Here is a 14,078-nt window from a genome sequence, read left to right as displayed (position 1 = left end):
AGGGGCGGCAATAGAAAGGTAAAGCGTGGCACGCGATTACTACGGGCTGCTCGGGGTCAGCAAAAACGCGACCGACGCGGACATCAAACGCGCCTACCGCAAGTTGGCGCGCGAACTGCATCCCGATGTCAACCCGGACGAAGCCGCGCAAGCGAAATTCAAGGAAATCAGCGTCGCCTACGAGGTGCTCAGCGATCCGGAGAAGCGCCGCATCGTCGACCTGGGCGGTGATCCGCTGGAAAACGCGGCCGCATCCGGCGGTTTCGGTGGTTTCGGCGGGTTGGGCGACGTCTTCGAGGCCTTCTTCGGCGGCGGCTTCAGCGCGGGCGGCACCTCGCGCGGCCCCATCGGACGGGTCCGACCGGGCTCGGATTCGCTGCTGCGGATGCGGCTCGACCTCGAAGAGTGCGCGACCGGCGTCACCAAGCAGGTCACCGTCGACACCGCGGTGCTGTGTGACCGGTGTCAGGGCAAGGGCACCAACGGCGATTCCGCGCCGATTCCCTGCGACACCTGCGGTGGTCGCGGCGAGGTGCAGACCGTGCAGCGTTCGCTGCTGGGACAGATGATGACGTCGCGGCCGTGTCCCACCTGTCGCGGTGTCGGGGTAGTGATCCCCGACCCGTGCTATCAGTGTGTCGGGGACGGCCGGGTGCGGGCCCGTCGGGAGATTAGCGTCAAGATCCCCGCCGGCGTCGGCGACGGCATGCGCGTCCGGTTGGCCGCCCAAGGCGAAGTCGGCCCCGGCGGCGGGCCGGCGGGTGACCTCTACGTCGAGGTGCACGAGCAGGCCCACGACATCTTCGTCCGCGACGGCGACGACCTGCACTGCACGGTTTCGGTGCCGATGGTCGACGCGGCGCTGGGCACCACGCTCACCGTGGACGCCATCCTGGACGGCATCAGCGAGATCACCATTCCGCCTGGCACACAACCGGGTTCGGTCATCACGCTGCGGGGTCATGGCATGCCGCAGCTGCGTTCGAGCACGCGAGGCAATCTGCACGTCCACGTCGAGGTGGTGGTTCCCGCCCGATTGGACCACCAGGATGCCGAACTGCTGCGCGAACTGAAGAGCCGACGCAGCCGCGACGTGGCCGAGGTCCGTTCGACGCACAGCGCCGGTGGTGGATTGTTCAGCCGGCTGCGCGAGACATTCACCGGGCGGTAACGCCTGCGCATGGCGGCCGGAATTTCGACGCTGTTCTACGTCGACGCGTTGCCCGCCACCGGTGAGCTGGCGGTGGTGGGCGGCGACGAAGGATTCCACGCCGCCACCGTCCGCCGCATCCGCCCCGGCGAGCAAGTGGTGCTCGGCGACGGCGCCGGCGGCCTGGCCGACTGTGTGGTCGAGCACGCCGGTCGCGACGGGTTGCGCGCCCGGGTGCTGGACCGCTGGAGCGTCGCACTCCCCGGGCCGCCGGTGACGGTGGTGCAGGCGCTGCCGAAGTCCGATCGCTCCGAGTTGGCCATCGAGCTGGCCACCGAGGCGGGCGCGGACGCGTTCGTCGCGTGGCAGGCGGCCCGCTGCGTGGCCAACTGGGACGGCGCCCGGGTCGACAAGGGGCTGCGCCGCTGGCGTGCGGTGGCCCGCTCGGCGGCCCGGCAATCCCGCCGGGCGCACATCCCGGCCGTGGATGGCGTGCTGTCCACCGCGGTGTTGACCCAGCGCATCCGCGACGAGGTAGCCGCCGGCGTGACGGTGTTGGCCTTGCATGAATCGGCGACCGTCCGGCTGACGGATGTTCCTCTGGCACAAGCGAAATCGCTGACCTTGCTGGTCGGCCCCGAGGGCGGCATCGCACCGGAGGAGGTCACCGCGCTCACCGACGCCGGTGCCGTGCCGGTGCGGCTGGGCCCGACGGTGCTGCGCACGTCGACCGCGGCCGCCGTGGCATTGGGCGCGCTGGGCGCGCTCACCACCCGCTGGGATCGACGTTGTGGGCAATGACCGGCCCGGATCCGGCTGTCGCGAATCTTTGGGGAGCGATCCTGACCAGCGGTAGACTGACGCTCAACATTCACCGGCCCAGAAAGCAGGCATCGGACAACACGTGACGCCCCGCGAGACCAGCGCTGCTGACGCAGCTGGAGCCCGGCAGGCCGACGCTCAGGTTCGCAGCAGCATCAATGTTCCGCCCGATCTCGTCGTGGGCCTGCTCGGTTCGGCAGACGAGAACCTGCGCGCCCTCGAGCGCATCCTCAGCGCCGATCTGCATGTCCGTGGCAATGCGCTCACCCTCTCGGGTGAGCCGGCCGATGTCGCGCTCGCCGAGCGGGTGATTTCCGAACTGGTCGCCATCGTGGCCAGCGGCCATCCGTTGACACCGGAGGTGGTCCGCCACAGCGTCGCCATGCTCGTCGGCACCGGCAACGAGTCGCCCGCGGAGGTGCTCACCCTGGACATCTTGTCGCGCCGCGGCAAGACAATCCGGCCCAAGACGCTGAACCAGAAGCGCTACGTCGACGCCATCGACGCCAACACCATCGTCTTCGGCGTCGGGCCGGCGGGTACCGGCAAGACCTATCTGGCCATGGCGAAGGCGGTCAATGCGCTGCAGACCAAGCAGGTCACCCGCATCATCTTGACCCGGCCGGCGGTGGAAGCCGGTGAGCGCCTTGGCTTTCTGCCGGGCACCCTGAGCGAGAAGATCGACCCGTATCTGCGGCCGCTGTATGACGCGCTGTACGACATGATGGATCCCGAGCTGATCCCAAAGTTGATGTCCGCCGGGGTCATTGAGGTGGCCCCGCTGGCGTACATGCGGGGCCGCACGTTGAACGATGCCTTCATCGTCCTTGATGAGGCACAGAACACCACGGCCGAGCAAATGAAGATGTTCCTCACCCGGCTCGGGTTCGGATCGAAGATCGTCGTCACCGGCGACATGACACAAATCGACCTTCCCGGTGGCGCGCGATCCGGCCTGCGCGCGGCTGTCGACATCCTCGAAAACATCGACGACATCCATGTTGCGGAGCTGACCAGTGTGGACGTCGTGCGCCATCGGTTGGTGTCGGAGATCGTGGACGCCTACGCGAAATTCGAAGAGCCGGGCTCGGGGATGAACCGGGCGGCCCGACGGGCGGGCGGTCCCCGCGGCCGGCGATGATGAGCGTTTCGTGAGCATCTTATGAGCATCGAAGTATCCAACGAGTCGGGCATCGACGTCTCCGAGGCCGAACTGGTCAGCGTCGCAAGGTTTGTCATCCACAAGATGGACGTCAACCCCGGCGCCGAGCTGTCGATGGTGCTGTTGGACACGGCGGCGATGGCCGATCTGCACATGCGCTGGATGGACCTGCCCGGCCCGACCGACGTGATGAGCTTTCCGATGGACGAGCTCGAGCCGGGGGGTCGTCCCGATGCGCCGGAGCCGGGGCCGGCCATGCTGGGCGATATCGTGCTGTGCCCCGAATTCGCGGCCGAGCAGGCCGCCGCGGCGGGCCACAGTCTCGGACATGAGTTGGCGCTGTTGACAATTCACGGAGTGCTGCACCTGCTGGGTTACGACCACGCCGACAGGGACGAGGAAAAGGAGATGTTCGGCCTGCAGAGCCGGCTGCTGGAAGAGTGGGTTGCCGAACAAGTCGAGGCTTACCAGCTGGACCGCCAGGAGGAGCGGGACCGCCGGCTGCTGGATAAGTCAAGGCATTTCGACCTTTGACCGGCCTGTCGCAGCTGGTCGGCGCGATCGCGTTGATCGCTCTGGGCGGCCTTTTCGCCGCGATCGACGCCGCGATCAGCACGGTGTCGCTGGCCCGGGTGCAGGAGTTGGTGCGCGACGAACGGGTTGGCGCCAGGCCCCTGCTCAAGGTGGTGACCGACCGGCCACGCTACGTGAACTTGGTCGTACTGCTGCGCATCACGTGCGAGATCTCCGCGACTGTACTGCTGGTGGTGTTTCTCTACGACAACTTCGGCCTCACCAGGGGGTTGATCGGCGCCGCGGCGATCATGGTGATAACCAGCTTCGTGGTCATCGGTGTGGGGCCACGCACGCTTGGCCGCCAGCATGCCTACTCCATCGCGCTAACGGCTGCCCTTCCGCTGCAGGCGATCTCGCGGCTGTTGATGCCGATCCCGCAATTGCTGGTCGTCGTGGGCAATCTGCTGACCCCCGGTCGCGGCCTGCGGAACGGACCGTTCGCGTCCGAGATCGAGCTGCGCGAAGTGGTCGACCTCGCCCAGCAGCGCGGCGTCGTTGCCGCCGACGAACGCCGGATGATCGAGTCGGTCTTCGAGCTCGGTGACACCCCGGCCCGTGAGGTCATGGTGCCGCGCACCGAAATGATCTGGATCGAGGACGACAAGTCCGCCGCCCAGGCCACCACCCTGGCGGTGCGCAGCGGGCATTCCCGCATCCCGGTGATCGGTGAAAACGTCGACGACATCGTCGGCGTCGTCTACCTGAAAGACCTTGTCCAGCACGCGTTTTTCTCCGACGATCGCGGCCGGCGCACCAAGGTGGCGCAGGTGATGCGTCCTGCGGTGTTCGTGCCGGACTCCAAACCACTCGACTCGCTGCTGCGCGAAATGCAGCGCGACCGCAATCACATGGCGCTGTTGGTCGACGAATATGGTGCGATAGCCGGCCTGGTCAGCATCGAAGACGTACTCGAGGAGATCGTCGGCGAGATCGCCGACGAGTACGACGACGCCGAGACGGCGCCGGTAGAAGACCTGGGCGACAAACACTTCCGGGTATCGGCGCGGCTGCCGATCGAAGACGTGGGTGAACTGTACGGCATGGAATTCGATGACGATCTGGACGTTGACACCGTGGGTGGCCTGCTGGCTCTGGAGCTGGGCCGGGTCCCGCTGCCCGGGGCCGAGGTGGTGTCACATGGCTTGCGGTTGCGCGCCGAGGGTGGTCCCGATCACCGGGGCCGGGTGCGGATCGGCACCGTCCTGCTCAGCCCGGCCGACACCGACGGCGCCGAGGAGCACCGAACGTGAACTCACGGCGAGAATTGTCACGAAAAATCGCCCTGCGTTCACGCTCGGCGAGCGAGCGCTCATGACCGAATTCCATTCGGGTTTCGTGTGTTTCGTCGGCAGGCCGAATACCGGAAAGTCGACGCTGACCAACGCGCTGGTCGGCACCAAAGTGGCGATCACCTCGATGCGGCCGCAGACGACCCGGCACACCATTCGCGGAATCGTGCACCGGGAGAACTTTCAGATCATCCTCGTCGACACCCCGGGCCTGCACCGGCCGCGCACCCTGCTGGGTAAGCGGCTCAACGACCTGGTTCGCGACACCTACTCCGAGGTTGACGTCATCGGGCTGTGCGTCCCCGCCGACGAGGCGATCGGGCCGGGGGACCGGTGGATCGTCGAGCAGATCCGTTCGGTGGCGCCCAAGACGACGCTCGTGGTCGTCGTCACCAAGACCGACAAAGTCTCCAGGGATCGGGTGGCCGCACAGCTGGTCGCGGTCGCCGAATTGGCGGGCACCGCAGCCGAAATCGTGCCGGTCTCGGCGGCCACCGGTGAGCAAATCGATGTGTTGGTCGACGTGCTGGCCGCGGCGCTGCCCGAGGGCCCCGCGTACTACCCCGACGGCGAACTGACCGACGAACCCGAAGAGGTCCTGATGGCCGAGCTCATCCGCGAGGCCGCCCTGGAGGGAGTGCGCGACGAGTTGCCGCACTCGCTGGCGGTGGTGATCGACGAGGTCAACCCGCGGGAGGGCCGCGATGACCTCATCGACGTGCACGCGCTGCTCTATGTCGAACGGGACAGCCAGAAGGGGATCGTCATCGGCAAGGGCGGGGCGCGGTTGAAGGAAGTCGGGACCGCCGCGCGTGTGCAGATCGAGAAGCTGTTGGGCACCAAGGTCTATCTCGACCTACGCGTCAAGATCGCCAAGAACTGGCAGAGTGACCCCAAACAGCTTGGCAGGCTTGGGTTTTAATCCCTATTGTGGACGGCGCCGGCCGGTAACTGCCGACCTGGGCAACTTGCCGGCACGCGAGTACCCCGTCATGGTGTCACCGTCGCACACCACGTCGAAGGTCAGATTCAGCCGCATCGGCTTGCGCACCGATTGACACCACGTCACCCGCAGGCCCTCGGTGACGCGCTCGGTCGTGATGTCCTGCAAGGCAACCGTTTCGTCCTTGTGGGTCGCGGTTCCGACCGGGCCGGCGGGCCCCTGGGTGAAGACATACTGGGTGACAAGTGTGCCGATCGGGGTTTTGATCGTCACGTCCCAGTCGCCAATAATGCTCACGTAGCTCAACTCAAGCTATCCCTCCACTGGTTCTCGGCCGATGTTGCGCCATACCGTTCCTCGTCGTTCGTACTCGAATAGTCGCTCGACCGCGTGCGGGATGCGCGGGCCGTACCACCGGTCGAGCAGGTGCAGCGCCAAGTCCAGCCCGGATGTGACGCCACCGGCGGTAACCAGGTCGCCGTCGTCGACCACCCGGGCCGCCACGGGGACGACGCCGGCGGCGTCCAGCAGGTCCATGCCCAGGTAGTGGGTGACCGCGTGACGCCCCTCGATGAGCCCGGACATCGCCAGCACCACCGCACCACCGCACACGGTGGCGACCGTGATGTCCGGATTGTCAAAGGCCTTGCTCAACAACGGTGTTAGATCCGTCTGCGCCGCCCGGGCGAGCAGCACGGGAATGGTCTCGACACCGTCGTCGGGATCTCCGTCAACCGGGCCGCTGGCACCGGGCACGATGATGCAGCCGGGGCTGTCGGGGTCGATCGCGGCGGAGGCATGCAGCGTGACACCGTGAGTGCCGCTGGTCACGGCGCGCGGCCCCTCGGCGGACACCAGCGACACCTGCAGATCGCCAGCCATGTATTCACCGCCCGCGGCGAGAACTTCGAACGGAGCGATCGCGTCGAGCGGGTCGAAGCCGTCGTAGAGCACGATTTGCGCATGCATGCCGTCGATCATCGCCGGTTCCCCCGCCGCCGACCAGTGGCCGGATCGCCATATAGCGCCGGTATATTGCCAAACTGTGCATGCAGTGGCGGTCTTGGCCGAACCTGACGTCATCGCGTTCGATCTGGCCATCGCGGTCGAGACTTTCGGTCGGGTCCGGCTGGCCAATGGGGAGCCCGGCTACCAGGTTCGGGTGTGCGGCGCCGAGCCCGTCGTCACGGCCGGGCCGATCCGAATTGCAACCGACTTCGGTTTGACGGAACTGGCCAACGCCGACACCATCGTCGTGCCCGGACGCAACGACGTCGTGACGCCGACCCGCGGTGATGTCGTGGTCGCGCTGAAGTCGGCGCACCGCAACGGAATTCGCATCGCATCCATCTGTAGCGGCGCCTTCTCGCTGGCCGCCGCGGGAATTTTGGACGGCAAGCGCGCGACTACGCACTGGGTGGCGGCCGAGGCGTTTTCCGCGGCCTATCCCGCGGTCCGGGTGGACGCCGATCTGCTGTACGTCGACGAAGGCCAAATCCTGACCTCGGCCGGAGCGTCGGCCGGCCTCGACCTGTGCCTGCACATGGTCGCGCGTGACTACGGTTCCGCTGTTGCCGCCGATGCGGCGCGGCTGGCGGTCGCCCCGTTGCGCCGTACCGGTGGACAGGCGCAGTTCATCGTCCGCAACCGCCGCGAAGTCTCCACCGAGCTCGACGGTCTGCTGGCCTGGATCGAGACCAACGCGGATCTGCCGTTGACGCTGGGCGACATCGCACGCCAGGCGTCCACCAGTGTCCGGACGTTGAACCGTAGTTTTCGGCGCGAGACCGGTCAAACGCCGATGCAGTGGGTCAATGGTGTTCGGATCAGGCACGCCCAGGAACTGCTGGAGGCGACCCGCGACGGCATCGAAAGTATCTCGCGCCGAGTCGGTTTCGCTTCACCCGCCAACTTCCGCGACCAATTCCGCCGAGTGGTCGGCGTGTCGCCGCAGAGTTATCGCAACACCTTTCATAAGGAGGGCGATACCTAGCGCCGTCAGTCGCCGTTCCACCACACCGTGGGTTGTTGGGACGCCCAGCCGCAGATCGCCTCCAGCTCGGCGGCCAACGAGATCAGCATGCCCTCGCTGTTGGCCGGTCCCATCAACTGCACGCCGATCGGTAGACCATCGGAGGTGAAGCCCGCGGGCACGTTGATCGATGGCCAGCCCAACACATTCCACGGCCAGGTCACCGGGCAGGCGCGGATCATGGCGCGGTCGGTGGCGAGGCCGCCGAGTCGGTCGAAGGAGCGGGCCAGCGGCGGTGGCTGCGCGGTGGTGGGTGCCAGCACGACGTCGACGATGTCGAAGATCGAACCCACCCGTTGTTGGTCGGCGGCCTCATGGCGGCGCGCGCTTTTCAGAATCGCCTGTCCCAGAACGGCTCCCGTGCGCAGATTGGCCAGCGTGCGACGGTCCAGGATGACGCCGTCACCGAGGCGCTCCTCCCAGTCCCGCAGACCCGATGTGGAGCGGGCGAGAAAGTCCCACGACAACCGCAGGCCGTAGTCCGGGTTGCCCTCGACGACGTTGTGGCCAAGCAACTCGAGCTGCTTGCCCACCGCCTGGGTCGCGGCCAGGATCTCGGGGTGCAACTTGGCCCGAAAGAACGTGTAGGGAAACCCGGTCGACAGCGCGATGTTCAGTGGGCCCGGCGCCTTGCCGACGTAATCCGATGCCGTCAGTGGGGGCGGCTTGTGCAGGTCGCCCTCGACGTTGCCCGACGCCGCGTCGAGCACCAGGGCGGCGTCGGCCACCGTGCGGGCCAGCACACCGTTGACCGTGATGCCGTTGAACGCCTCCGGCAACGGCCAGGTCGAAATGCGGCCGCGCTGTGGCTTGATGCCCACCAAATGGGTCCACGCCGCGGGGATGCGCACGCTGCCGGCGCCGTCGGAGCCGATGGCTGCGGTGACCAGGCCGGCGGCCACCGCGGCCGCGCTTCCGCCCGACGACCCGCCCGGGGTGTGCCGGCGCGCCCACGGGTTGCGCGTGTGCCCGAACCCGGGCCCGCTGGTGAACGGCCACTGACCCAATTCGCAGGTGTTGGTCTTGCCGACGATCACGGCGCCGGCCGCCTTCAGCCGGCGCACCACCTCGGCGTCCTGAGTGGCGGGCCGCACGTGTCCCTCGGTGCCGAAGGCGGTCGGCACGCCAGCAATGTCGACGTCGTCCTTGACCGCGATCGGGATGCCCAGCAACGGCGCCGTGTCGCCGGCGGCGCGTCGCCGGTCGGCCGCCGCCGCGTCGGCCAGCGCGGACTCGGTGAGCACCACCCGGAAGGCGTTCAGCGTGGACTGGCTCATGTCGATCGCATGCAGGGAACGGCGCACCAACGTGTCGGAAGTCACTGAGCCGGCAGCAAGCTTGTAGAGCAGGTCAGTGAGGGTGGGCAGGCGCTGGTCACGGGATCCGGAGCCCGACCCGGAAAGGGCCCCGGAAGGTGGCCCAGAAGCGCCAATCACGGGGTACGAGACTAACGGCGCGGATACCCGTAATGTCGCGCCGGGGTGCAAAACTATTGTGATGCGGCTGTATCGAGACCGGGCTGTAGTGTTGCGCCAGCACAAGCTCGGCGAAGCCGACCGAATCGTGACCCTACTGACCCGCGAGAACGGGCTGGTTCGCGCGGTGGCCAAAGGCGTGCGGCGCACCCGCAGCAAATTCGGCGCGCGGCTGGAGCCGTTCGCGCACATCGACGTGCAACTGCACCCGGGCCGCAACCTCGACATCGTCACCCAGGTCGTCGCGATCGACGCGTTCGCCAGTGACATCGTCAGCGACTACGGCCGGTACACCTGCGGGTGCGCCATGCTGGAGACCGCCGAACGCCTCGCCGGTGAGGAGCGGGCGCCCGCCCCGGAACTGCATCGGCTCACGGTGAGCGCCCTGCGGGCGGTGGCCGATGGGCGCCGGCCCCGGGACTTGCTGCTGGACGCCTACCTGTTGCGTGCCATGGGCATCGCCGGATGGGCGCCGGCGCTGACCGAGTGCGCCCGCTGTGCCACCCCGGGTCCGCATCGGGCGTTTCACATTGCCGCCGGGGGCAGCGTGTGTGCGCACTGCCGCCCGGCCGGTTCGACGACGCCGCCGCTGGGTGTGCTGGAACTGATGTCCGCGTTGCACGACGGCGATTGGGAGGCCGCCGAGGAGGCGCCGCAGTCCCACCGCAATCACGTCAGCGGATTGGTGGCCGCACACCTGCAATGGCATCTGGAACGGCAGCTGAAAACCCTGCCGCTGGTGGAGCGAACCAATCAGGTGATCGACCGCTCGGTCGCCGATCGGCGCGCGGCGCTGATCAGACAGGATATGGCCTGTGGCTAAGATCGCGCGCAAGCAGCAGGGCTACCCGCAACTGCCCGCCGCGCCCGAGGACTACCCGACCTTTCCGGACAACTCAACGTGGCCCGTCGTCTTCCCGGAGCTGCCGCCCGCTGCGGACGGCGGCCCCTGTCGCCCGCCGCAGCACACCTCGAAAGCGGCGGCGCCGCGGATTCCGGCCGACCGGGTGCCCAATCACGTCGCCATCGTGATGGACGGCAACGGACGCTGGGCCACCCAACGCGGCCTGTCGCGCACCGAGGGGCACAAGATGGGCGAGGCCGTGGTGATCGACATCGTCTGCGGCGCAATAGAACTCGGGATCAAATGGCTCAGCCTGTATGCCTTCTCCACCGAGAATTGGAAGCGTTCCGCCGAAGAGGTCCGCTTCCTGATGGGCTTCAACCGCGACGTGGTGCGACGCCGTCGGGAAAATCTCAAGGCAATGGGGGTGAAGATCCGATGGGTGGGCTCACGCCCGCGGCTGTGGCGCAGCGTCATCAACGAGTTGGCCATCGCCGAGGCCATGACGGCGGGCAACGACGTCATCACGGTCAACTACTGTGTCAACTACGGTGGGCGTACCGAAATCGCTGAGGCCGCAAGGGATATCGCTCGTGAAGCGGCGGCGGGAAGGCTCAACCCGGAACGCGTCACCGAGGCCACCGTTTCCCGACACTTGATGCGGCCCGACATCCCCGACGTCGACCTTTTCCTGCGGACCTCGGGGGAGCAGCGGTCCAGCAATTTCATGCTGTGGCAGGCCGCCTACGCGGAGTTCATCTTTCAGGACAAGTTGTGGCCCGACTATGACCGCCGCGATTTATGGGCGGCGTGCGAGGAGTACGCCTATCGCGACCGACGGTTCGGGAGCGCGTAGTGGGGACCGGAAGCGCGGCGGAGCCGGGCGCACCGGGTCCCCACGGGAAGGAACCAGTGGGGACCGGAAGCGCGGCGGAGCCGGGCGCACCGGGTCCCCACGGGAAGGATCCAATGCCGTCCCTGCAGAATCGCCTCGAATCGATACTCCGCGAAGTCATGCCCGTGCAGGAGGAACCCGACGGCGGGATCACCGTGCGCCATGACGACACGTTCGCCTCGTTGCGGGTGGTGAACATCGTCGAGGATCTCGATCTGGTGTCGCTCACTCAGGTTCTGGCGTGGGATCTGCCGCTCACCAAAAAGGTCAGCGACCAGGTGGCCAAGCATGCGCGCGACACCAACCTCGGTACGGTGACCCTGGTGGAGAAGGTCTCCCAAAAGCCCGATGCGAAGGCCGCGCAGCGCAACTCCGGCAGGGGCGCCGCAAAAACCGCAGATGTGATGCTGCGCTACAACTTTCCCGGTGCCGGCTTGACCGACGACGCGTTGCGCACCCTGATCCTGCTGGTGCTGGACACCGGCGCCCAGATACGCCGCGCGTTGTCGGGCTGAGCCGGGCGCGGCCGGCTAGGACCGGCAGTCCGAGCAGGTGCCGAAGATCTCGATGGTGTGGCTGACGTCGGAGTATCCATGCTTACTGGCGACTTCGGCCGCCCACAGCTCGACCTCGTGATCGCCGACCTCGATGGCGGCGCCGCAGCTGCGGCACACCAGGTGATGGTGATGGTGCTCGGAGCATCGGCGATACACCGACTCGCCGGTGTCGGTGCGCAGCGTGTCGAGCAGCCCCGCCGCAGCCATCGATTGCAGCGTGCGGTAGACGGTGGTCAGGCCGATGTTCTCGCCGCGCCGGCGCAGCTCGTCGTGCAGGTCTTGCGCGGAGCGGAACTCGTCAAGGGTCTCCAACAGCGTCGAAATCGCGGCTCGTTGGCGGGTGGCGCGGACGCTGGTCCCCGTATCCGTCATCGGGTCACGACCTGTCCTCGCCGGCGTGGGTGACCGCGTCCACGACGATGTGCGCCAGGTGGTGGTCGGCAAGCCGGTAGAGGACCTCACGGCCGGAGCGCTCGCCGGCGACCACACCCGCGGCCTTGAGGATCTTCAGATGCTGGCTCACCAACGGCTGAGGCACGCCCAGCGCGTCGACCAGTTCATGCACGCAACGCTGCGACTCACGCAACTGCAGCACGATGGCGATCCGCACCGGCGCGGCCAGCGCGCGCAGCAGCTCGCCGGCGGCGTCCAAAATTTCGCGGGGTGGCGGCGCGGGATACGCATCGAGCCCCGGTAGTCCATCGGGGCCGTGCTCGTGGCCGCCGAGCAGATCGGCGGTCGGTGTCGAGGACATCGACATATGAAGTCATCACCCGCTGTTAGGAAAGATTCGGCTGACTTCCACTGTCACATGCGTGATGACGCATGTCAAAGACCGCCGGGTCGATCGCTACCATGACTGATGTTTTGGGCGCAGCGGTCCGCTACCGCGCGCTCGCCCCAATCCGGAAGGAAGTGGACATCCCTGTGGCGTCCGTCATCGACACGGTAGTCAACCTGGCCAAACGGCGCGGCTTCGTCTTTCCCGCGGGGGAGATCTACGGCGGCACCAAATCGGCCTGGGACTACGGTCCGCTGGGTGTGGAACTCAAGGAGAACATCAAGCGGCAGTGGTGGCGCGCGGTGGTCACCGGCCGTGACGACGTCGTGGGGCTCGACTCGTCGATCATCCTGCCGCGACCGGTGTGGGTGGCCTCCGGCCACGTCGAGGTCTTTCACGACCCGCTGGTCGAGTGCCTGAACTGCCACCACCGGCATCGTCAGGACCACATGCAGGAAGCTTATGCAGCAAAGAAGGACATCGCCGACCCCGATTCGGTGCCGATGAGCGAGATCGTCTGCCCCGACTGCGGCACCAAGGGGGAGTGGACCGAGCCGCGCGAGTTCAACATGATGCTCAAGACCTACTTGGGCCCCATCGAGACCGACGAGGGGCTGCACTACCTGCGCCCGGAGACCGCGCAGGGCATCTTCGTCAACTTCGCCAACGTGGTGACCACCGCGCGCCGCAAGCCGCCGTTCGGCATCGGGCAGATCGGCAAGAGCTTCCGCAACGAGATCACCCCGGGCAACTTCATCTTCCGGACCCGCGAGTTCGAGCAGATGGAGATGGAGTTCTTCGTCGAACCGTCGTCAGCCAAGGAGTGGCATCAGTATTGGATCGACACCCGTCGGCAGTGGTACGTCGATCTGGGCATCGACCCGGAGAATCTGCGGTTGTACGAGCACCCCAAGGAGAAGTTGTCGCACTACTCCGACCGCACCGTCGACATCGAATACAAATTCGGTTTCCAGGGCAACCCGTGGGGTGAGCTGGAAGGCGTCGCGAACCGAACCGACTTCGACTTGTCAACGCACTCAAAGCATTCCGGTGTTGACCTGTCCTTTTACGATCAGGTCAACGACACCCGGTACACGCCCTACGTGATCGAGCCCGCAGCGGGGTTGACCCGCTCGTTCATGGCGTTTTTGATCGATGCCTACGCCGAGGACGAGGCCCCGAACGCCAAGGGCGGCGTGGACAAGCGCACGGTGCTGCGGCTGGACGCGCGGCTGGCGCCGGTCAAGGCCGCGGTGCTGCCGTTGTCCCGCCATGCCGACCTGAGTCCCAAGGCCCGCGACCTGGCCGCGGAACTGCGGAAAAACTGGAACATCGACTTCGACGACGCCGGCGCCATCGGGCGGCGCTATCGACGCCAGGACGAGGTCGGCACGCCGTTTTGCGTGACGGTGGATTTCGACTCGCTCGAAGACAACGCCGTGACCATCCGCGAGCGTGACGCCATGACGCAGGAGCGCGTCGCGATCAGCAACGTCTCCGACTACCTGGCGGTCCGCCTGAAGGGCGCCTAACGCCGCTCTCTTCGCCGCAA

General features: G+C 66.9%; 16 protein-coding genes. 11 read left to right on the top strand and 5 right to left on the bottom strand.

The window, feature by feature from the left end:
• The first annotated feature begins 25 nt into the window (after nt 1-25).
• The 6 genes from dnaJ to era all read left to right on the top strand — a co-directional run bounded on the left by dnaJ (nt 26) and on the right by era (nt 5,921).
• Entirely contained in the window at nt 26-1,171 is a 1,146-nt protein-coding gene (gene dnaJ, locus G6N66_RS17520; RefSeq protein WP_085235396.1) for a molecular chaperone DnaJ, read from the top strand.
• A gap of 9 nt (nt 1,172-1,180) precedes the next feature.
• A complete protein-coding gene (locus tag G6N66_RS17515; RefSeq protein ID WP_085235395.1) occupies nt 1,181-1,951 on the top strand; it encodes a 16S rRNA (uracil(1498)-N(3))-methyltransferase in 771 nt (256 codons plus the stop codon).
• A 103-nt stretch (nt 1,952-2,054) separates the two neighbouring features.
• Nucleotides 2,055-3,113: a PhoH family protein gene (locus G6N66_RS17510; protein ID WP_085235394.1), complete on the top strand. Its 1,059-nt coding sequence runs from the start codon at nt 2,055-2,057 to the stop codon at nt 3,111-3,113.
• Between the two features lie 21 nt (nt 3,114-3,134).
• Nucleotides 3,135-3,668, top strand: coding sequence for an rRNA maturation RNase YbeY (gene ybeY, locus G6N66_RS17505; protein WP_085235393.1), 534 nt, complete (start codon nt 3,135-3,137; stop codon nt 3,666-3,668).
• Entirely contained in the window at nt 3,665-4,960 is a 1,296-nt protein-coding gene (locus G6N66_RS17500; RefSeq protein WP_085235392.1) for a hemolysin family protein, read from the top strand. Before ybeY ends, G6N66_RS17500 begins: the two co-directional genes overlap by 4 nt.
• Nucleotides 4,961-5,021: 61 nt before the next feature.
• Nucleotides 5,022-5,921, top strand: a complete 900-nt coding sequence (gene era / locus G6N66_RS17495) for a GTPase Era (RefSeq protein WP_085235391.1) — start codon at nt 5,022-5,024, stop codon at nt 5,919-5,921.
• Between the two features lie 3 nt (nt 5,922-5,924).
• Here era and G6N66_RS17490 read toward each other — a convergent pair whose 3' ends face one another.
• Together G6N66_RS17490 and G6N66_RS17485 are read right to left on the bottom strand one after the other, a co-directional pair.
• The gene (locus G6N66_RS17490) at nt 5,925-6,239 is read right to left on the bottom strand and encodes a hypothetical protein (RefSeq protein WP_085235437.1); all 315 of its coding nucleotides are present in this window, start codon (nt 6,237-6,239) and stop codon (nt 5,925-5,927) included.
• Between the two features lie 15 nt (nt 6,240-6,254).
• Nucleotides 6,255-6,911: a DJ-1/PfpI family protein gene (locus G6N66_RS17485; RefSeq protein WP_085235436.1), complete on the bottom strand. Its 657-nt coding sequence runs from the start codon at nt 6,909-6,911 to the stop codon at nt 6,255-6,257.
• Between the two features lie 76 nt (nt 6,912-6,987).
• On the opposite strand from G6N66_RS17485, the gene G6N66_RS17480 reads away from it, so the two are divergent.
• Nucleotides 6,988-7,935: a GlxA family transcriptional regulator gene (locus G6N66_RS17480; protein WP_085235390.1), complete on the top strand. Its 948-nt coding sequence runs from the start codon at nt 6,988-6,990 to the stop codon at nt 7,933-7,935.
• A 5-nt stretch (nt 7,936-7,940) separates the two neighbouring features.
• On the opposite strand, the gene G6N66_RS17475 is transcribed toward G6N66_RS17480, so the two are convergent.
• Nucleotides 7,941-9,410 (bottom strand): amidase, encoded by a 1,470-nt coding sequence (locus G6N66_RS17475; protein ID WP_085235389.1) that lies wholly within the window; start codon nt 9,408-9,410, stop codon nt 7,941-7,943.
• A 61-nt stretch (nt 9,411-9,471) separates the two neighbouring features.
• Between G6N66_RS17475 and recO the strand changes: the two genes are divergently transcribed.
• From recO to G6N66_RS17460, 3 genes are all read left to right on the top strand, one after another.
• Complete coding sequence (gene recO, locus G6N66_RS17470; RefSeq protein ID WP_085235388.1) at nt 9,472-10,272, top strand: DNA repair protein RecO; 801 nt, start codon at nt 9,472-9,474, stop codon at nt 10,270-10,272.
• Complete coding sequence (locus G6N66_RS17465) at nt 10,265-11,149, top strand: decaprenyl diphosphate synthase (RefSeq protein WP_085235387.1); 885 nt, start codon at nt 10,265-10,267, stop codon at nt 11,147-11,149. Before recO ends, G6N66_RS17465 begins: the two co-directional genes overlap by 8 nt.
• 113 nt (nt 11,150-11,262) lie before the next feature.
• Nucleotides 11,263-11,703 (top strand): hypothetical protein, encoded by a 441-nt coding sequence (locus tag G6N66_RS17460; RefSeq protein WP_085235385.1) that lies wholly within the window; start codon nt 11,263-11,265, stop codon nt 11,701-11,703.
• A 15-nt stretch (nt 11,704-11,718) separates the two neighbouring features.
• Here G6N66_RS17460 and G6N66_RS17455 read toward each other — a convergent pair whose 3' ends face one another.
• Both G6N66_RS17455 and G6N66_RS17450 read right to left on the bottom strand, forming a co-directional pair.
• On the bottom strand, nt 11,719-12,117 hold the full coding sequence (locus tag G6N66_RS17455) for a Fur family transcriptional regulator (RefSeq protein ID WP_085235384.1): 399 nt from the start codon (nt 12,115-12,117) through the stop codon (nt 11,719-11,721).
• Between the two features lie 4 nt (nt 12,118-12,121).
• Complete coding sequence (locus G6N66_RS17450; protein WP_085235383.1) at nt 12,122-12,505, bottom strand: ArsR/SmtB family transcription factor; 384 nt, start codon at nt 12,503-12,505, stop codon at nt 12,122-12,124.
• A 155-nt stretch (nt 12,506-12,660) separates the two neighbouring features.
• On the opposite strand from G6N66_RS17450, the gene G6N66_RS17445 reads away from it, so the two are divergent.
• Complete coding sequence (locus tag G6N66_RS17445; protein ID WP_163645962.1) at nt 12,661-14,058, top strand: glycine--tRNA ligase; 1,398 nt, start codon at nt 12,661-12,663, stop codon at nt 14,056-14,058.
• Nucleotides 14,059-14,078: the final 20 nt, after the last annotated feature.

Source organism: Mycobacterium conspicuum (assembly GCF_010730195.1).
Taxonomy (GTDB): domain Bacteria; phylum Actinomycetota; class Actinomycetes; order Mycobacteriales; family Mycobacteriaceae; genus Mycobacterium; species Mycobacterium conspicuum.
The sequence above is the reverse complement of the archived record's forward strand: the minus strand, read 5'-3'. Positions and strand labels throughout refer to the sequence as shown.